This window comes from Congregibacter sp. (assembly GCF_047617445.1).
Taxonomy (GTDB): domain Bacteria; phylum Pseudomonadota; class Gammaproteobacteria; order Pseudomonadales; family Halieaceae; genus Congregibacter.
In genome coordinates this window covers 93,195-113,114 of the sequence record NZ_JBLGBE010000003.1, presented here as the reverse complement: position 1 = coordinate 113,114, position 19,920 = coordinate 93,195, and the positions used below count along the sequence as shown (strand labels likewise).

Genomic DNA, 19,920 nt, shown 5'->3' with positions numbered 1-19,920 from the left:
TCATCGCCTCAAGGGATTCCTGCTGCATGAGCCATTCGCTCTCGAGCTCTTCCAGCGCGGTGCGATGAGCACCCTGATCCCGCAGGAGTTCGGTGAGCTTGGCTTTGGCATCTTGCTCATAGATTGATGGCTCCGCCAACGCTTCTTCGATAGCAGACAGTTTCTTCTGAAGCGATTCCATGCGCGTTTCTAGCTTTTTAATAGCCTGTTCCAGCGGTCGCCGCTGCGCACGTATCTCCGCGGTCGCTCGCCGCTGCTCGCGACGGTCGACATTGCTGCGGTCTTTGTCTGCGCCTTCGGCCTTGGCCGGGCCGCTGTCACTTGTGACATCGGCACCGCGAAGGATCAGCGCTTCATAAGCGTCCAGGTCTCCATCAAACAGGCTTAAACGGCCCTCGGCGATGCGATAGAGGCTGTCTGCGGTGCTGCGCAATAGATGACGATCGTGGCTCACGACGATGACGGCGCCGGCAAACTCCAACAGGGCAATCTCTAGTGCCCTGCGCATTTCCAGATCCAGGTGATTAGTGGGCTCATCCAGAACCAATACATTTGGGCGCTGCCACGCTAGTAACGCAAGGGCGAGTCGGGCTTTTTCGCCGCCGGAAAAGGGCAGCAATACGGCGTCCGCGCGTTTACCCCGAAAGTCAAAACCGCCAAGAAAATCTCTCAGCGTTTGTTCCCGTGCATCCGGTGTCAGGCGCTGCAGATGTTGTAAGGCGGTGCTCTCCAAATCCAGTGTGTCCACTTGCTGCTGATCGAAATAGGCGATACGACAGCCTTCGCTGTTGTGTCGCTCACCTTCCAGTAAGGGAAGATCGCCGCAAACACTGCGCAGGAAAGTGGTCTTTCCCGTGCCGTTTCGGCCCAGAAGGGCTATCCGGTCACCGTTGCATAAGCTGAAATCGACGCCAGTGATCAAAGGCTTCTCGCCGTAGCCTATCTTCGCCCCGCGAAGCTCGATCAGTGGGTCTCTACCCCGGGGAGGCTCGGGAAAGCGGAACTCAAAAGGACTGTCTTCATGCGCAAGGGCCATCTCGCCCATACGGGCCAGCTCCTTGAGCCGACTCTGGGCTTGCCGGGCCTTGGTGGCCTTTGCCCGAAAGCGACGCACAAAATCTTCAATCTCCGCGCGGCGGCGAGCATGTTTTTCGGCGCTGGCGCGTTGTTCCGACAGGCGCAGGGCACGTTGACGCTCGAAGTCACTGTAGCCGCCTTTGTAGGTATTGAGTCTCTGTTGTTCGATATGCATGACCGCGGAGCAGGTGGCGTCGATAAAATCTCGGTCGTGTGAGATCAGTACCAGGGTTCCCCGATAGGCCTTGAGAAAATCCTGCAGCCATAAGGTGGTGTCCAGATCGAGGTGGTTGGTAGGCTCATCCAGTAGCAATAAATCCGAGGGCATCATCAATGCTCTGGCTAAGGCCAGGCGCACTCGCCAACCGCCAGAAAATTCGGCAACACTACGTTCGGCATCCCGGTCTTCAAAACCCAGTCCCAGCATTAGCTGCCGTGCACGACGTTCGGCAGCGTAGCCATCACAGGCTTCGAGTTGCGTGTGGACCGTCGCTGCCGTTGCGAAGTCGTCATCGGCTTCCGCAGTCTTCAATGCCCCGAGGAGGGTGGCGACGGGGGCGTCACCTTCAAGAACAAAGTTGCTGGCGCTTAAATCACTGGCGGCCACGTCCTGTGCCATATGGGCGATGCGCTGCCCTTGGAGCCCCTCAATGTTTCCTCGATCTGCCTGCAGCTCGCCAAGCAGCATGGCAAACAGGCTGGACTTGCCGCAGCCATTGGAACCGGTCAGAGCAATTTTTTGGCCGGGGAGCAGGCTCGCGTTGGCCTCCTCGAAGAGAAGACGGTCTGCACGGCGCAGGCTTAGGTCGCGTAAGATGATCACGGGCCGGGAGTGTACTGGGCGTGGACGCAAGGGAACAGACATACGAGCAGGAACAGATGAACGCTGCACAGCGCTTGTGGCGTTTTGCCACGACTGTGTATGCAGCCCCTGGAGTCGCAGCGGCGTGTCTTGGTGCCCAGAATGACTGGTCTGTGGACGTGAATTTGATGTTGTACGTCAGTTGGTGTGCCAGCGAGGCACGGCATCTCAAGGGCGACGATATTCTTTTTGCTCAGGAACGTTGTCGGCCGTGGCGAGAGCAGGTCATCCTGCCTTTGCGTCAGCAGCGCATGGCTTGGCGCGGGCAAGAAGCTTTCGCCGCAGAGTACGCCGGCAGCAAAACGCTGGAACTACAGGCCGAGAGGACACAGCTGAATTTTCTTGCGTCGCTCGTTGAAGAGGGATCTGCGGGACACGAGGCGAAGGCGGCAGCAACTGTCGAGGATACTTCACTTCTTCGCGGACATTTCCAGATTCTTGCAGTGCATTATGGGCTCGATGAAGACGTCTTTGGCCCGTTTTTAGTTGCTCTGAGCGCGGCCTAGTCCGCTGCCAAAAACCCACCTGACTGATAGTCCCACAGACGCTTGTAAATACCATCTTTAGCAATCAGTTCGGCGTGACTGCCGGTTTCGGCGATTTTGCCGCCGTCCAGGACTACGAGTCGATCAAGTGCTGCGATAGTGGACAACCTGTGGGCAATGGCGAGGACCGTTTTACCTTCCATCAGTTCATAGAGATTTTCCTGAATGGCTACTTCAACTTCCGAGTCCAAAGCAGAGGTGGCCTCATCCAGGACTAGTATTGGCGCATCCTTGAGCATCACTCTGGCAATGGCAATGCGCTGACGTTGCCCGCCACTGAGCTTAACTCCTCGTTCCCCCACCTGAGCGTCCAGGCCGGTAGCGCCTCTATGGTCCTCCAAGTTGTCGATAAACTCATCTGCGCGGGCTCGCCGAATCGCGGTGAGTAGCTCTTCTTCGCTGGCAGATTCTCGTCCATAGAGTATGTTCTCGCGCACCGTACGGTGTAGCAGTGACGTGTCCTGGGTCACCATGCCAATATTAGCGCGGAGGCTCTCCTGACTGACATGGCGAACGTCTTGTCCATCTATGGTGATACGCCCTCCTTGAAGGTCGGAGAATCGCAGGAGCAAATTCACTAGGGTGGATTTGCCGGCTCCGGAGCGCCCGATAAGGCCAATTTTTTCGCCGGGAGCGATGTCCAGACTCAACTGTTTAAAAACAGGTCTCTGGGGGGTGTAGGCAAACTCGATATCCTGGAAATGCACGTGGCCTGAGCGGACCTCTAACGCTTTAGCCTCGCTGTGATCCTCGACCTCGATGTCTCTTGCCAGGGTATTTATCCCATCGCGAACAGTGCCGATGTTCTCGAAAAGAGCCGATACCTCCCACATTATCCATTCGCTGATACCGTTGATGCGCAGGCACAGCGCCAGTGCCGCCGCTATGGAGCCGGGTGAAATGGCGGCCTCGAACCACAGATACAAGGCCATTGCGCTCACAGAGACCAGCATGAACGTATTGTTCGCGGTGATGGATGTTTCCATCCATGTCACCAGACGCATCTGGGGATGCACCGTGCCAAGAAACTCCTCCATGCCCTCTCGGGCGTAGTTGGATTCCCGTTGGGCGTGGGAAAACAGTTTGACGGTACTGATATTGGTGTAACTGTCGGCGATGCGACCAGTCATCGTGGATCGCGCGTCGGCCTGAACCTCTGAAATCCGCTGCATCCGAGGCAGCACGGTTCGCAAGATAAAGATGTAAATGAGCAGCCATACAAACAATGGCAGCGCGAGTCTTGGGTCGATGCTGCCAAGCAGAAATAGCACCGACAGGAAGTACACCACCACGTAGACCAGGATATCGAGGGTGATCAGAACGACAGATCGAACCGCCAATGCCGTTTGCATGACGCGAGTTGCGACACGCCCGGAAAACTCGTCCTGAAAAAAGCCCAGACTTTGGCGCAGCAGATAGCGGTGGGCCATCCATCGCACGATCATGGGAAAGTTGCCCATGAGTGTCTGGTGCAGGAGGAGTGACTGTAGGGCAACCACAATAGGAAACACTGAGAGCAATCCCAGCGACAGCCACATGAGGGAGCTGCCTCCAGCTGCTGCGATGGTCGCTGGAGTGGTCGTAGATAAAAGGTCGACGCCCCGACCGAGTACCTCGAACAGTGCGACCTCGATCATGGCGATGCCCATACTCAGCACCGACATCGATAATAGCCAGGGCTCCAAGCCCCGAGAATGGTGCCGGCAAAAGCGGTACACGGAAGATGGTGCCCGGTCAGGCTGAGCCGGGGGAAAGGGATGTACGAGTTGTTCAAAAAATCGAAAAGCCATGTTCTGTTCCAGCTGTCGTCGCGAATTACGCGCTATGCCTGCTCGGACGAGGAGTGTGCGCAGTGTAGCTTGTCTCCGAGTGCACCACCGTCTGAGGGTGGCAGACCATTCATACAGCGTTTACAATTACGCCCTCGAAATATGTGGTCCTTAGATTTGTGATACGCCTCACCTGCGGCGTGGCCAAAATATCGAGGTCCAGATTCCATCGAACCATACAATTCACAGGAAATTTTCATGAAAACATTAATGAAGCCCGCGGCAGCGCTGTTTGCCGTGATTGTGCTGAGTGCATGTCAGCAACAAGATTCAGGAGAAAGTGCCGTGGCTGAACTACAGCTCGAAACCCCCAATCAGCGATTGAGCTACGGCGTCGCTCTGGGCCTTGGACGAAATATGGCCAACGACGGTATGACTGTCGATGTAGATGCCTTTGCCGCGGGATTGCGTGATGCGATGACTAATTCGCCGCAGCGCCTTTCGGACGAAGAAATTCAGGCAGAGATGATGGCCTTCCAAGAGCGCATAAATGCTGAGCGCGAATCTGTGACGTCTGCGCTGGCAGAAGCCAATGCAGCGGCAGGGACCGCGTTCCTTTTGGAGAACAGCACTCGTGAAGGCGTGGTAACTACCGAGTCTGGGCTGCAGTACCAAGTGATTGAAGCCGGCACCGGTGCGACACCTGGCGCCGATGACAGCGTGGAGGTGCACTATCGCGGGACGCTTATGGACGGTACTGAGTTTGATTCATCTTACGCCCGCGGCGAGCCCGTTACCTTTGGTGTAGGCCAAGTGATCAGTGGCTGGACCGAAGCGCTGCAGCTCATGCAGGTCGGTGCCAAGTACAAGCTCTTCATCCCATCTGAACTGGCATACGGCGCAGGTGGTGCGGGTGAGCGCATCGGTCCGAATGCTGCTCTGGTATTTGAAGTCGAGCTGCTGGATATTCCAACGCAGGCTGGCGCCGAAGGCTAAGCACGCAGACATCAAGCCCGGGCGACCGGGCAGTTAGCAGATGCTCTTGCTAAGAAAGAGCCTCAACTTTGTTGAGGCTCTTTTTTTTGGTCCTGTCTTTGTGAAGGGGCGGACTACTGTCGCTGCAGCCCCGGCTACGGGTGCTACCAATACTGACTGCGCTCGCTAACTTGGGGGACGCTCGCTCCGTCAGTAGTGGGAGCAGCCCTCCTTGGCATTGAAGGGGCGATGTCTCAAAAGCGATGACGAAGCATTGGAGGGGTGTAACGACGCGCAGAATAAAGGCAAGTGGGCCTCGTCTGCGAAGTAAGCGTCCCCCGCCTAGCGCACGTAGCGACTGATGCTCACTTGCCTGGCTTACTCAGAGGATGGAGAGGGACGAGCTACTGTTGCTACTTCGCCGCGTTCATAGATGTTTGCCTTTAGCGCTTTCTCAGCAATTGAAAAAGCGAAACACCCGCCATGGCGACAAACACAATCAGCGTTTGTTCGGGAATACTCAGGCCCATAAAGGTCCACACTACCTCGGCACAGTTCCCATCGCCCATCATGACTACCGAGAAGGTCTCCGCGAGTGGTAGAGTTTCGAGCATGTATCCTAGGCTTGGACCGCAAGCGGGCGCGAGCTCTTCGGGTAGGCTCTGGAGCCAGATGTGGCGCATTGCCACGGCGCCGCCCGCTACGGCGGACAGCAAGCAGAGCAGGGAGTAGAGTCGCCGGCCCCAGCCTTGGGGGTTGTGCAGGAAGGCGAGCAGGGCAAACAGTCCAACCAGAATTACGAACACTCGTTGGGTTATACATAGAGGGCAGGGCGCAAGGCCTAGCGTCTCCTGGAGAAACACCAGAGCGAAGGTCATCGCGATAACTGTCAGTAAAAACAGACCAAAGAAAACGGGTCGGATTTGCATCAGTGCGTTCACTTAGTCTCCGTGATTCAGGACTTTGTACTGGTCGAAGTAAGCTGTCAGATACTCTTCAAAGCTGCAGCTGTCAGCGGCCTCAACGTCGGCCTGGCGCACCAGTGATGCTGCACTGTCGTCGACGAGTGACTGCTGAGCCTGTGCATCAAGCTGCCAGTCCCTAAAGTGTTCTGCCCAGCGGTTGCTGTATCCCATGGCAAATCGGTAATAGGGAATACCCTGCTCACGCATTTCCCGAAGAACTCTGGCCGATGGCAATTCGAGGTCTCCGCGCACTTTAGCCTGTTGCTCGGCGAGGGCATCGGCATGGCTGCTGCTGTTATGCACACTGTCCAGCAGCTCGGCGCTGCCTGATATCGCACTAAGCAACTCGGTGGCCCAATCGCTGAGAGCCCGGGGCCCGGACGCGGTGTCCAGCATTAAGCCGGGCTCCCGGCCGCGGTTCACTACGGCGTTCATGTTCGACGCCTGCTGGTCTTGTTGAGCTTCGTCGCAGGCTTCGCTCGGTTGCGTGAGGCAGTAAACAAGAAAGCTATCCAGCAGCCGAATCTGCGCGCTGTCGATCCCCAGTGGAAGGAATGGCGAGACGTCGATGCAGCGGATTTCCACGTACTCGATGCCCCGATCATGTAAAGCCTTTAGGGGCGTTTCGCTGCTGCTCCCCGGCCGCTTGGGCCGAATGGTGCTGTAAAACTCATTTTCAATTTGCAGCAGACTGTCGTTCAGCTGCATGTACTCACCGTCTTGCATGCCCTTGAATGCTGCGTAATCGGAGTGCGGGGTGAGAATTGCCTGGGTCAGCGTTTCAATATAATTGTCCAGTGAGTTGTAGCAGGCTTTAAGCGACTTTTGCGCGGAGCTGTTGTAGCCCAGATCTCCCATGCGAAGAGCTGTTGCATAGGGCAGGTGCAAAGAGTTGCCTTCAGCGTCGAAGGGCTCCAGATGATGTTCTCCCCGGCCGCGCATAAAGCTCGCACAGACCGCGGGGGACGCGCCAAAGAGATAAATCAGTAGCCATGACCAGCGATGGAAATTTCGGATCAACCCCAGATACCGACCGGTGATGTAGTCCTGCAGGGGTCCCTCATCTCCATCGGCTTTTTGGGCTTCGGGCCAATAGGACTCTGGCATAGAGAAGTTGTAGTGCACACCCGCGATGGCTTGCATCAGTCTGCCGTAGCGATTTCCCAGACCGTAGCGATACACCGTTTTCATCCGGCCGACGTTGGAGCTTCCGTACTTCGCTACCGGGATACCCGCGTCGCCGGCGACAATGCAGGGCATGCTGGCACTCCACAGGCGCTCGTTGCCGATATGTTTGTAAACAAAACTATGTACGTCTTCGAGGGTCTTGAGAGTGCCCTCAATACTGCTTGATACCGGAGTGATGAACTCCATGAGCGACTCGGAGTAGTCAGTGGTGATGCTGCCATGGGTCAGCGGAGAGCCGAGCACAGAAGGATGTGGGGTTTGAGCCAACACACCGTCTCCTGCTACCCGGAGACTCTCTTTCTCAATGCCGCGACAGATGCCCCGAAGCAACTCTGGCTCGCTTTCTACAAGTTCCGCCAGTTGTTGATGCCAATGCGAATTCAAAACTATCTCCTCGTCGCTAAATAGTTGCGACGACGCTGTGGGACCAGCCCTTTTGACGATGTTAGGCGCAAAGCTACAGCACCCCTGAGGGTTGCGATGATACACGTTCCCACCGTCTATCCGTTAACGCAGGCTCAGGCAATCCGTTAAGCATTTCCTCGCGTAAGCATCACCGCTAAGCCCAAACCGTCAATGGTAGAATAACGGGCGTTATTCCTGAATCTGAGCACGAGCTACGTGGTACCCATGAAATCCTTGGTCATTGTTATTAGTTTGGCGATTGCCGGTTTTTTTGCCTGGCAACAATTTGACGGGCCATCTGATGATGGTGTGGGGCGTGACAGACCCGCTGCCCCTGTTACCGTGGTCAAAGTCGAGTCACGTAGCTTTCGTGACCGCATTCCGGCGTTGGGGACCCTTCAGGCCTGGGAGTCCATTGATATTACGGCTCCGGTCTCTCAGCGCATCACCAGCGTGAACTTCGAAGACGGCCAAACTGTAGAGAAAGGACAGATACTTGCGACGCTGCGCCAGGAAGCTGAGCAGGCATCTTTGCGGGAGCTCAGTGCCCGCCTTGCCGATGCACGTCGTGAAGTGAAGCGACTCACGGATCTGGCGCGCAAAAACCAGGTCGCTCAAACCGATCTGGACTCCGCAACAACCGAGGTTGAGGTGTTGCGGCATCAGCTCAGTGAGCTGGGAGCCCAGGTAGCTGATTTGACGATCGTTGCGCCTTTTTCTGGAGTTCTGGGGCTTCGCGAAGTGAGTGAAGGCGCTTTGGCGTCTGTTGGACAAAGATTGACCACGTTGGATGATATAAGCCGAATGCGTTTGCAGTTTACGGTCCCGGCCCGTTACCTCGGTGTTTTGCAGTCTGGAATGACGGTCGTAGCTAGAAGTGCCGCGTTTAAAGAAGACTTTGTTGGCCAGTTGTCTGCGGTGGGTAGTCGCGTTGACCCTGTAGCACGAGCGATTACGGCGCGTGCAGAGGTGCCCAATGACGACGGCTTGTTGCGCGCGGGCCTGCTCATGGAAATTGAAATTACCGGAGAGTCGAATACCGTATTGATGGTGCCGGAAGAAAGCCTGCAAAGCCGTGCTGCACGCCACTTTGTCTGGAAGGTCGATGGCGAGCAGGCGCTACGCAGCGAAGTGGAAATTGGGGCCCGCATACCTGGCTGGGTCGTCATTTTGGATGGCGTGAGCGAGGGTGAGCAGATTGTTCGGGATGGCGTGATCCGCCTTTCGGGCAATGCGATGTCTGTTCGTGTGGTGCAAGGCTAATGTTAATTTCTGATATTGCTGTTCGACGACCCGTGATGGCGCTGGTGGGTAGCGCCCTAATTGTTGCTTTTGGTTTGCTGGCCTTTGACCGCTTACCGCTGCGCGAGTACCCCGACATCGATTCACCTATCGTGACGGTACAAACCTCCTATCCTGGAGCATCGGCTGCTGTCGTAGAGAACAAGATCACCGAACTCATCGAGAGCCGGCTGTCGGGCATCGAGGGCATCAAGACGCTCAGTTCTGCGAGTTATGACGGTGAGTCCAGCGTGACCATTGAGTTCAATTTGGATCGAGATATCGACTCCGCTGCCAATGATGTGCGAGATCGTGTGTCGGGCGTTCTGGATGATTTGCCTGAAGAAGCCCTGCCTCCGGAAACGCGAAAGAGTAACAGTGACGAGCAGGTCATTTTTTGGTCGCATCTGGTCGGCGAGAATATGTCGGCCCTAGAGTTAACGGACTACGCCCGGCGTTACCTCGAAGACCGGTTTGCGGTGCTCGATGGCGTGGCACGCGTGCGCATCGGCGGTGGCCAAATCTACGCTATGCGTGTCTGGCTTGATCGCAACGCGCTAGTGGCTCGGGGTCTTACGGTCATGGATGTTGAAACGGCGCTTCGCAGCCAAAACGTGGAGCTTCCTGCCGGTACCATTAAGTCATCGCAGCGAGATTTTGTCGTGCGTATTGACCGCAGCTACCAGGTTGCTGAGGACTTTCGAGAGCTGGTCCTCGCTAGGGGTGAGGATGGTTATTTGGTGCGTCTGGCCGACGTTGCCAGAGTCGAGCTGTCCAGCGCAGAGTCCAGGAGTATGTTTCGCGGCAATACCGAATCCATGGTTGGGGTCGGCATTGTCAAGCAGAGCAAGGCCAATGCTTTGAGCGTGGGTCGAGCCGTGCAGGCAGAAATCGTTCGGGTTAACGAGCAGCTTCCCGATGGCATGGAGCTGGTCGTGGGTTTTGATCGCTCGGTATTTGTCGACGCCGCTATTGATGAGGTGTTCTCGACGCTGTTTATTGCCGGCCTGTTGGTTGTATTCGTGATTTTCTTGTTCCTGGGTGACCCCAGGAGTGTCTTGGTTCCAGCGCTCACCGTTCCGATTTCGCTCATCGGCAGTTTCAGCATACTTTGGGCCTTGGGCTACAGCATCAATCTCCTGACCTTACTGGCACTGGTGCTGGCCATCGGGTTGGTGGTGGATGACAGTATTGTGGTACTGGAGAACATTCACCGCCGGCTTGTTCGAGGGGAGTCGGCGCTTGTCGCGTCCTATCGGGGCTCTCGGCAGGTGGCCTTTGCGGTGATTGCGACGACCCTTGTCTTGGTCGCGGTGTTTATTCCCATTACCTTTCTTGAAGGCAATATTGGACGCCTATTTGCGGAATTTGCCGTTGCCATGGCGATCGCCGTGATCTTCTCAAGCTTTGTGGCCCTGACTTTGGGTCCTGTGATCTGCTCCAAGTTGCTCAACAAGGACAAGGTGTCGAATCGCCTGGCGGACAAGGTTGAGGCACTGAGCGAGGCAATGGAGCTGCGCTACCGCAAACTCCTTACTCCTCTTGTAGAGCGCTCTTGGATGTTTATCCCGGTTCTCCTGGCCTGCGTTTTTGCGGCTTGGCAGTTGAGCACCACAGTGCCTCAGGAGTTCTCTCCCGCGGAGGACCGCGGCGTTTTGTACATGATCGCGGTGACCCCGGAGGGGTCCTCTTTCGAGTACACAGTGGATCAGGTGTTGCAGGTGGAGAAGCTACTGATGCCGCTGGTGGAGAGCGGTGAAGTACGACGCTTGCTGATCCGTGCACCCGGTTGGGGTGGTGGTGAATCCTTTAATCAGGCGTTTACGATTATGGCGCTTGCGCCCTGGGAAGAGCGGGAACGTACATCGCAGGAAATCGCGGCGGACGCCCAGGCCCGGGTGAAAGATATTGCCGGCGCGCGAGTATTTGTTCGAGCTCCCCGTTCATTTGGCGGTGGTAATGCGGATCCGGTGCAGTTTGTGGTCGGTGGCGACAGTTATGAGAATCTTGCCGAGTGGCAGGACATCATGCTCAAGGCCGTGGCAGAGAACCCAGGCCTGCTTCGAGTAGATACAGACCTCAAGCCCACTAAACCACAATTGCGCGTGTCCGTGGACCGCAACCGTGCGGGCGATCTGGGGATCAGCCTGGCGGATATCGGACGGACGCTGGAAACTCTCTTGGGTTCGCGACGCGTGACGACCTTCATTATGGGTGGTCGCGAGTATGACGTGATCCTGGAGGGTGATCGTGAGGAGTCCCGCACGCTGTCTGATCTGGACAATATTTACGTGCGCTCCACTACTACCGGTCAATTGATACCGCTGTCGAACATGGTGACTCTCCGGGAGGAGGCTGGCGCCGGTAGCTTGAACCGATACAACAGGGTTCGCTCCTTTACTCTGTCCGCTTCTCTGGCGGATGATTACAAGCTGGGCGAAGCGCTGGAATATCTGCAAGAAGTTGTGCGCACCGAATTGCCCGAAACGGCGAGCTTTGATTTCAAAGGAGAGTCTCTGGAGTACTACCGGGCCAGCGGCAGTATTTACACTACTTTCCTCCTGGCTCTGCTCATCGTTTACCTGGTGATGGCCGCACAATTTGAATCCTTTGTGCACCCGGCGATCATTTTGTTCACGGTTCCCGTGGCATTACTGGGTGGCCTGTGGGGACTTCTGCTTGTAGGCGCCACACTCAATATCTACAGCCAGGTGGGACTCATTATGTTGGTGGGACTAGCCGCGAAGAACGGCATTCTCATCGTTGAGTTCATCAACCAGATGCGCGATGCAGGCTTTGAGTTTGAACGTTCGGTTATCGAAGGATCCAGCAAGCGACTCCGGCCCATCATCATGACGGCCTTCACCACTGTGATGGGAGCCCTGCCGTTGGTGCTCTCAACAGGGCCTGGACATGAGGTTCGCAGTGTTATCGGCGTTGTAGTCATGGGTGGCGTTGCACTTGCCACACTGGTGTCGCTGTTTTTGGTGCCCATGGCCTATAGCTTGATGGCGCGAGGAACAGGATCACCGGAGCTTGTCAGTCGGCAGTTGGACGAGGAGATGGAGGCCTTTGATGCAAAGAAGATCGCCGGTGATACGGCGATTGCGACTCCAGAAGCAAACTAAATACTCACGCTTCACTGCGAGTCGTTGGTTGCGGAAGAGCTAGGGGGCGGGCGTGCGCTCGTCCATCTCCATAAGCGCCGCTTCCCAGTGCTCAATATCTGAGCCCAGCGCGTTGAGCACCTCGAATCCAGCAATCCAGCTGCCCGGGTGCTCTTTGTCTCGCATGCGCCAAAGCACCTGACCTACCAGATAGAAAGGTTCATTCTCACCGGGTAGTTCAACGCCGATCTGCAGGATAGCGCCCACGGTCACCGATTCGTCAAGGCGAACGCGCAGACCACTTTGGGACACATCCAAGGTGTCGCAGCGAGCGACTTTCCCCGGCCCTATGCTCCCCGGGGGTGCTGACTCAATCTCTATGAATACCCGAGACGCGACCGGAAGTCGGAAAAAACGTCGATGGTCTTTGCCAGTCATTGTCCCTCCTCCCGCGCTCGCTCAACTTCATCCCGGAAGTAGGAGCGGGTTTCAAGAATATCCACGAGTCCTTGATCCATGAGCGCCCGTAGCTCCGAGCGACTGAGTTCTCGCATGGCAATGCCTTTGCGATTCACGAAAATGTAGTTGTCACGCCTCGGGTCAAAAACCGCAAGCTTTGCCATGATGGGGGTTTCGCCATCGTGAAAGCCAAGCCAGGCGCCCATGGGTACATCCACTTCCCGTCCCACACTCGCCGCCGCTGTGGGTACCGGCGTAAGCGCCGGCGCCACTGGAGCAGGCGTTACTGCTGTGGCAGGGGGTGGCGGCGAAGGCGGAGCAGCCGCAGTTGGCGCGGTTTGGACCGGTGGTGGAGTCGGAACCGCGGCCGGAGCCGGGGGCTGGGGTGCTGCGGCCACAGGCTGATATGGCACCGGCTCATAGGGGGGTGGAGGTGGCGGTGCATCTGTTTGTGGCACCGGCGGCGGCGAAGCCTCGGCGGGGCTAGGGCCGGGCACTGCGGCTGCCTCTTGAGGAGCCGCGCCTGCTGCGCTGGCTGGGGGAGGCTCGGGTTCATCCAGACCCAGTGTCGGCGCTATCTCTGCCCCTGGAGGCGGCGTCAGTACTGGATCGAATTCATCCGTGTCGCTAAGGTCCGGGAGTTCTTCAGGCCATACTTCCGCTTCGGAGCTGTCAACAACGCTAGACCTATCAAACGTTGCTTCAGGCTGTTCTAAAAGCTCTTCGGCGTCGAGTGAGATCTCCTCTTCCGTCGGTTCGGTGCCGTAGGGGTCATCTTGACGCTGATTGGGAGTATCCTCGCCCTCACCACGTCGGTCTTCGTCGCGCGCACCGCGGTCTTCGCTGTGAGTTCGCCGATCTGCGTCGTTGCGTTTGTCGCCGTCGCTACCCTGATCACTCCGAGTGTGATTCACGTCTTCCTGAAGCCGATAACTGGGGTCAACAAATTGGCGTAAGCGATCATCGCTGTCGATTCCTGCAGCGCCGGAGAGACAGAGACTGAAGGTTTCGCGGTTAGGCAGGAGCACTGAAAATCCGTCGCTGACACGCTGACTAAAAGCACGCCGGGAAAGATCCAGAGCTTTGAGCCCCACAAAATTGGTAAAAAGCAGGTGTTGACCGTTTTCTAACTGCAGCACCAACTGTGCGCGGAGCTCGCCATTATCATCTTCAAACTGATACCAGTCTCCGTTACGCAAGCTACCGTCATTGGTGGCGCTTTGATCGGGTGTTTCTTGGTCCAGGGGAATCGCTGGGATCCTGATCAATTGAAGCTTCTGTCCATGCTGAATACGCAGGTGTGCATACTCCACCAGACCGATGGCGCTGTCGGTGGCGTCGCTGTCGTGTTCAAGGCTCAAAAGCCAGCGGCGAAGCTCCCCCGGGAGATGCCTCAGGATCTGCTCCTGACGATCTCGTCCAGCATCACTGCCATCCTCCGGGGCCTGTACCGATTCCATGAGATGCAGGGTTGCGCGGCGCATCTGTTCCCATTCCCGAGAGTTCACGCCGTGTTTGACCAGTACTAGCTGCGCACTGTCGTACCAGGGCCCCTTGAGAAACTCACCAATCGCCGCGGGCAGATCGTACAGCTCTAATCCCGTGTTGATATCTCGGCCAGCGTCGCGTCGGGCCGACAGTGTCTTGAGGCGTGCCTCTTCGGTTTCTGTCAGACGCTGCACCATACGCTGTGCTCTGGCGGCATCGCGTTCGTTGGCAGCAAGCAACTCCTGCGTGATAGCCGCAATATCGAGTCTGTCGTTGTTGAACCATTCAAGGGCTTTTTCTACAGCGCGTTGAATCCGCTGTTCGAGCATTTGGCCCGCGCGATCTAGGCGCATTTGCCATCCCACAGCGCCGTTTTGCAGGGCATCAATCAAGCGATGAAGCGCATGTGAGCCCGGAGTGTAAAAAGACTCATCTTTGAGCGCCATGGCTATGGCCAAAGGGAGTAATCGGTGAATATGGTCTTTTAGCGGTTGCTCCAGCGGGTATTGCTCTTCCCACTCATCAAAGGCTTCGCAGATCCATGTCAGCGTAGCTTGATCCTCGGGCCGAAGATCCGGTTTGCGATTCTCTTTAGCGGCACGACGTTTAATCGTCGACAGCGGGGAATTGTCCGTATCCTTGCTTTTGGCAAGAAAGGCAATGAGCGTCTCCCGGGAGAGCGGATCAACACTCAAGGCCGCGTTGTGGGGAGCGAATTCCTCTGTCACCTTCTCTTTAAGAGAGCAGGGAAGCGGAATATGTTCGGGGGAGAGGGTCATGTCGCGCCGCTGTACCGGCTGCTAGCGCAAACTCTTGAGCAGCTGGTCGACGACGCGCTCAAGCTGTTGCAGGTTGCTGCAGGGTGCGCAGTAATGGCAGGCGGTTTGATAGCGCAGCATCTCAGAATCGCCGGTGCCCCAGGCGCGCCGGGACTCGGGGTTCAGCCAAATCACTTGCTTGCTCCGCTGGTAAATGCTCTGCATGATCTCCAGCTCAGGGTTTCCTCGGTTGTTGCGCGCATCGCCTAGAATGATAACCGATGTACTGCTGTTGATGTCATCCAGTGCCAGTTGGGCAAAGTCTCGAAAGCTGCCGCCGTAATCTGTCGCACCACCGTAACGCCAATTTGCCAGCTCGATAGCGCGCTCCACAGGTTCTTCCTTGAACAAGTCGCTGATTTCTCCAAGATGGCTGGAGAACGCAAAGCTTCGGGTTCTAGGTAGGACGTCCTGAAGACTGTAAAGGAACATCAGTAAAAAGCTGGCATAGGCCGCTACTGATCCACTGACATCACACAGGGCAAGGAGTTGAGCCTTGTCGCGTTTTCGTGAACGCCAGTGGGTCTTAAACAGTATGCCGTCGTGAGCCATACCGCCGCGTAGAGTCTTACCCATATTGAGCTGGCCGCGTTTAACCGGGCGTCGTCGTGCGCTGTGACGGCTCGCCAGTCGGCGAGCCATGCGCTGCACCTGCTCCTGCACCCGCTCTCGATGACGTCGATCAATATTGGAGAGGCGAGTCTTACTAAGAATTTCTTCCATGAAGGCGCTGTTGTGGCCCTCGGCGTTCATCAGGTACTGCTGTTCTACAAAGTCTCGAACCTGCTCTCGAAGTACATCTCGATAACGGCGGAGGGTGTCGATCGCCGGTGACTCGGCGCGTTCCAACTCGATCACTGCATCGCGGATCAGGTCCTCACCCAGGGAGTCCAGAATACGGCGGGTGTATTGGCCTTTTTGTGTAAACAAACGAATTTTGCTCAGCCCCGCGTCCTGACCCGCCCGGCGCATGGCGGTGCTCAGGCTGCCTCGCTGGTTTTCTAGTAGCGCCGGGAGCAAATCCCCTTCCAGGAGTTCTTGCAGTGCTGGTGAACTATTAGCCGCAGCGGCGAGCTCGGCGGCGTCATCCACGGCAGTTCCAGCGCCTGCTTGTCCGACACCACTGCCAGCGGACTCGGAGCTTTCGGGAGACGCAGCATCAGCGCTGTCGCTGGCCGGCTCTGATTCACTGTCCCCGTCCTCATTGGCAGCGCCGCTGAAATCAGCCGCCTGCTGATCAAAGAACTGATCAAAGCAGTAAAAAAACGTGTGCTCTTCACGATCACTCTTGGCCAGGGTCATGGCGAGTGTGTTGCGCAGCATCTCCCGATCAGAGTAGCCCACTACCTCCATTGCAGCAGCGGCATCCAGTGTTTCCGCCGGCGATACGGGCAACGCATGGCTTCGCAGGATTTCGATGAAGCGTAGCAAGCTGGACTGCATTTAGAGTGTGTCCGGAGCCTGCTGTATAGAGCGTAGAAGTGACGCCAATTCGGCTTCTGTGGTCTCAATGTCCTGCTCGAACTTCAGGAGCACGTTGAGCGTGCTCTTCAGTAATTCTGGTTCCAGTTCAGTGGCGTGGAGAAGTAAAAGACTCCGCGCCCAGTCGATGGTTTCGGATACAGCGGGCTGTTTTTTCAGATCCAGTTCGCGCACGGCATGCACGAAGGCCACCAACTGGTGACGGAGGCTGACTTGTACTTCGGGCACTCTGCTGGCCAAAATGCGTTCTTCAAGATCAATGCTTGGGAACGGTATGTGCAGGTGCAGGCAGCGCCGCTTTAGGGCATCGGAAATATCCCGAGTGTTGTTGCTGGTGAGAAAGACCAGCGGAATAGACTTGGCTTTGATGGTGCCAATCTCTGGAATCGATACTTGATAGTCAGACAAAATTTCCAAGAGCAGAGACTCAAACTCGTGGTCTGACTTATCGATCTCATCAATGAGGAGAACGGCGCCGTTGGGCTGTTCCATGGCCTGCAGCAATGGCCGCGGCTCCAGAAATTCCTCGGAGTAAAACACGTCGCCAAACTGATGTAAGCGCTCTACGGACTCCGCAAGGCCCTGAGCACCATCCAGAAGATCACCCAGTTTTTCTTTTAGAACCTGGGTGTACAGCAATTGCTTGCCGTACTTCCATTCGTACAGAGCCTTGGCTTCATCCAGGCCCTCATAGCACTGCAGGCGCACCAACGGAAGCCCAAGCAGTGTGGCGGCCGTTTTTGCCAGCTCTGTCTTGCCGACCCCCGGAGGGCCTTCTACCAAAATCGGTTTACGCAGCTGCGCGGCGAGGAATACCGCCGTGGCAATTTTCGGGCTGCAGATATAGCCAAGCTCTGCAAAGCCGGTTTCGATCGCCTCCATTGAGGCAAGTTCTGTTCTCTTTTCCACGGCCCGGGGGCTCTCCCTCACCTAAGTTGGGGCTTTTAGCCACCTGTCGCATTCATGAAGCGTAGAATTTGGGGCTCTGCGCTGTTATCAAAATAGTGGCGCTCAGGCTTGATATCCATGGCGCGGAGCAGAGTCTCCTGCAACTCAGCCATTCCTGTATCTGGGCTTCGCAGCAGTTCTCGAAGGTCTACCGAGTGCTCGTTTCCAAGGCAGAGTAGAAGCTGTCCCTCCACCGTGACACGGACACGATTACAAAGATGACAAAAATTGTTGCTGTGCGGCGAGATAAAACCGATGCGACTGCGGCTGCCGTCCAGGGCATACATTCTTGCCGGGCCGTCTGTTCCATCGGGTTCCCCCAGCGGTTCGAGGCTGTGATGCTGTTCGATCTGAGCGCGTAGCCAGTCACTGTTAGCCAGTGTTTGAGCCCGATCGTGATCTTCGATGCGTCCCAAAGGCATTTCTTCGATAAAGGCCAGATCGATATCCCGCTCTCTAGCGAAGTTCACTAAATCCAGAACCTCATCATCGTTGTCACCACGCATGATGACTGCATTGATCCGCAGGCGTTCGAAGCCGGCAAGGCAGGCAGCGTCGATGCCGGCGACAACCTGCTCCAGATGACCGACCCGGGTGATTTGTCGAAAACGTCGAGGCTGCAAACTATCGAGGCTGATGTTGAGGCGCTTTACCCCCGCATCGCTAAGAGGCTGTGCCAGGCGTTGGAGCTGGGACCCGTTAGTGGTCATTACCAGTTCGTCGAGACCTGGCATGGCACCTAGTTGTTCTACCAGCTGCATGATGTTGTGACGCACCAGGGGCTCGCCACCGGTGAGACGAATTTTTCGAACGCCCAGGTTCACAAAGGCTTGTGCGACCTTGGCGAGTTCCTCCAGAGTCAACACTTCACTCTTGGGTACGAATTTCATTTCTTCGGCCATGCAGTACACGCAGCGAAAGTCGCAGCGATCTGTCACTGACAGGCGGAGGTAGTCGACGCGCCGACCGAAGCGATCGATCAGTGTTTGCGGAGTTTTTTTATCCATAGAGCGTAGTGTACTTCTCTGTGGCTTCTCGACCAAGCACGCACCACGCTTTACAGTCAGCATTGCCTAGGACACGATGCGCGTCTATGAAGATCTTCTGCCCCCTTACTTTCTTAATAGCCCCCCATGACCGCTCTGGGGCTTGCTGCTCGAGGCTGGTCGACCGCTGATGCGTGCGATTGCGCTTTATGCGGGCCCCATTTTGGCGCTGGCGGCAGCGATGCTGGCCATGGCTTCTGGCCAGTCTCAGCCTGTGGCGGTGGTATTGGGTGTGGCAGTTATTTGTATCGTGTGGTGGATTTTTGAGCCAATTGCTATTCCGGTGACCTCACTGATACCGCTCGCGGTACTACCTTTGGCGGGCGTTCTCACGCCAGCAGAGGTGGGTGAGGCTTATGGCTCGCCGCTGATTCTGCTGCTCCTGGGTGGGTTTCTTCTGTCTCAGGCGATGGAAAGTAGCGGCGCGCATCGCCGAATCGCGCTGGGCATGATTAATCTCTTTGGCGCTCGCAGTCCTCAGCGCCTGGTACTGGGGTTCATGGCGGCGGCGGCCGTGTTGAGTATGTGGATATCGAATACGGCGACCACTTTGATGCTGTTGCCCGTAGCGCTTGCGATGCTTGAGGGGTCTAAGGACAGAGAGCGTCTTGCGGTGCCGCTTCTTTTGGGTCTTGCCTATGCGGCCAGTGTCGGCGGAGTCGGCACTCCTATTGGTACACCGCCGAACCTGATTTTCATGCAAGTTTACGAAGAGTACACCGGCATTGAGATGTCATTTACGCGCTGGATGAGCTGGGGCGTGCCGGTTGTAGTGCTATTGGTGCCTGCCATGGCATGGTCGCTCACTCGGGGGATTGAGCGCAGTGCGAGCCTGGACTTACCTGTTGTAGGTCCCTGGCGTTCGGAAGAGCGTCGCGTGCTCACGGTGTTCGGCTTGACCGCGTTAGCGTGGATAACCCGCAGCGAGCCCTTTGGTGGTTGGCGAGCGCTGTTGGACCTGCCTCAGGCAAACGACGCGTCGGTAGCGCTGCTTGCGGTGGTGCTTATGTGCGTTGTGCCTAATGGCCGCGGTGGGCGTCTTCTCGATTGGGATCAGGCGAGTCGTATTCCCTGGGGCGTTCTTCTGTTATTTGCCGGCGGCATCTGTCTTGCCAAAGGCTTCGTTGCTTCTGGTTTGAGTGATGTACTGGGCCAGGCGCTCGCAACGCTGACTGAGATGCCGATCATCCTGCTGATTTTGGTTGTCTGTTTAGTCGTGACCTTCATGACTGAAGCGACCAGCAACACTGCGAGCACGACATTGTTGATGCCCGTGCTCGCGGCCGCGGCGATGGCTGCTGCGCTCCCCCCGGAGCTCATCATGGTGCCCGCTGCGATGAGTGCCAGCTGTGCCTTTATGTTGCCCGTGGCTACGGCGCCTAATAGCGTTGTGTTCGGGTCTGGCTTGATCACGACCACGCGTATGGCGAGAGAAGGCTTGATGTTGAATTTTATTGCCGCGGCGGTAATAACTGCGGTGTGTTACGGAGTTATGGTGTTGTGAC

At 56.6% G+C, this 19,920-nt stretch carries 14 protein-coding genes; 5 read left to right on the top strand and 9 right to left on the bottom strand.

From position 1 onward, the window contains the following. On the bottom strand, positions 1-1,900 hold a 1,900-nt coding region (locus ACI9KD_RS02120; protein ID WP_414979490.1), incomplete at its 3' end, for an ABC-F family ATP-binding cassette domain-containing protein. A gap of 20 nt (positions 1,901-1,920) precedes the next feature. Between ACI9KD_RS02120 and ACI9KD_RS02115 the strand changes: the two genes are divergently transcribed. Continuing rightward, entirely contained in the window at positions 1,921-2,445 is a 525-nt protein-coding gene (locus tag ACI9KD_RS02115; protein ID WP_414979489.1) for a TIGR02444 family protein, read from the top strand. On the opposite strand, the gene ACI9KD_RS02110 is transcribed toward ACI9KD_RS02115, so the two are convergent. Next, entirely contained in the window at positions 2,442-4,274 is a 1,833-nt protein-coding gene (locus tag ACI9KD_RS02110) for an ABC transporter ATP-binding protein (RefSeq protein WP_414979488.1), read from the bottom strand. The two genes, ACI9KD_RS02115 and ACI9KD_RS02110, sit on opposite strands and share 4 nt — an antisense overlap. Positions 4,275-4,511: 237 nt before the next feature. On the opposite strand from ACI9KD_RS02110, the gene ACI9KD_RS02105 reads away from it, so the two are divergent. Then, a complete protein-coding gene (locus ACI9KD_RS02105; protein ID WP_414979487.1) occupies positions 4,512-5,249 on the top strand; it encodes an FKBP-type peptidyl-prolyl cis-trans isomerase in 738 nt (245 codons plus the stop codon). Positions 5,250-5,671: 422 nt separating this feature from the next. Here the strand turns inward: ACI9KD_RS02105 and ACI9KD_RS02100 are convergent, their stop codons facing one another. Both ACI9KD_RS02100 and gshA read right to left on the bottom strand, forming a co-directional pair. Next, positions 5,672-6,169 (bottom strand): disulfide bond formation protein B, encoded by a 498-nt coding sequence (locus ACI9KD_RS02100; protein ID WP_414979486.1) that lies wholly within the window; start codon positions 6,167-6,169, stop codon positions 5,672-5,674. Continuing rightward, positions 6,170-7,765 (bottom strand): glutamate--cysteine ligase, encoded by a 1,596-nt coding sequence (gene gshA, locus ACI9KD_RS02095; RefSeq protein WP_414979485.1) that lies wholly within the window; start codon positions 7,763-7,765, stop codon positions 6,170-6,172. A 246-nt stretch (positions 7,766-8,011) separates the two neighbouring features. Here gshA and ACI9KD_RS02090 point away from each other — a divergent pair, with 246 nt between their 5' ends. Beyond that, a complete protein-coding gene (locus tag ACI9KD_RS02090) occupies positions 8,012-9,049 on the top strand; it encodes an efflux RND transporter periplasmic adaptor subunit (RefSeq protein WP_414979484.1) in 1,038 nt (345 codons plus the stop codon). Then, complete coding sequence (locus tag ACI9KD_RS02085) at positions 9,049-12,195, top strand: efflux RND transporter permease subunit (protein WP_414979483.1); 3,147 nt, start codon at positions 9,049-9,051, stop codon at positions 12,193-12,195. Before ACI9KD_RS02090 ends, ACI9KD_RS02085 begins: the two co-directional genes overlap by 1 nt. 39 nt (positions 12,196-12,234) lie before the next feature. Here the strand turns inward: ACI9KD_RS02085 and ACI9KD_RS02080 are convergent, their stop codons facing one another. The 5 genes from ACI9KD_RS02080 to moaA all read right to left on the bottom strand — a co-directional run bounded on the left by ACI9KD_RS02080 (position 12,235) and on the right by moaA (position 18,376). Beyond that, positions 12,235-12,612 carry a PilZ domain-containing protein gene (locus ACI9KD_RS02080; RefSeq protein ID WP_414979482.1) on the bottom strand — a complete coding sequence of 126 codons (378 nt, stop codon included), beginning with the start codon at positions 12,610-12,612 and terminating at the stop codon, positions 12,235-12,237. Further along, complete coding sequence (locus ACI9KD_RS02075; protein WP_414979481.1) at positions 12,609-14,900, bottom strand: DUF1631 family protein; 2,292 nt, start codon at positions 14,898-14,900, stop codon at positions 12,609-12,611. The genes ACI9KD_RS02080 and ACI9KD_RS02075 overlap by 4 nt, the downstream gene beginning before the upstream one ends. A gap of 21 nt (positions 14,901-14,921) precedes the next feature. Next, the gene (locus tag ACI9KD_RS02070; RefSeq protein ID WP_414979480.1) at positions 14,922-16,382 is read right to left on the bottom strand and encodes a vWA domain-containing protein; all 1,461 of its coding nucleotides are present in this window, start codon (positions 16,380-16,382) and stop codon (positions 14,922-14,924) included. Further along, positions 16,383-17,303, bottom strand: coding sequence for an AAA family ATPase (locus tag ACI9KD_RS02065; protein ID WP_414979495.1), 921 nt, complete (start codon positions 17,301-17,303; stop codon positions 16,383-16,385). A 62-nt stretch (positions 17,304-17,365) separates the two neighbouring features. Next, positions 17,366-18,376: a GTP 3',8-cyclase MoaA gene (gene moaA / locus ACI9KD_RS02060; protein ID WP_414979479.1), complete on the bottom strand. Its 1,011-nt coding sequence runs from the start codon at positions 18,374-18,376 to the stop codon at positions 17,366-17,368. 169 nt (positions 18,377-18,545) lie between these two features. Between moaA and ACI9KD_RS02055 the strand changes: the two genes are divergently transcribed. After that, positions 18,546-19,919: an SLC13 family permease gene (locus ACI9KD_RS02055; protein ID WP_414979478.1), complete on the top strand. Its 1,374-nt coding sequence runs from the start codon at positions 18,546-18,548 to the stop codon at positions 19,917-19,919. The last annotated feature ends 1 nt before the right edge of the window (position 19,920 follow it).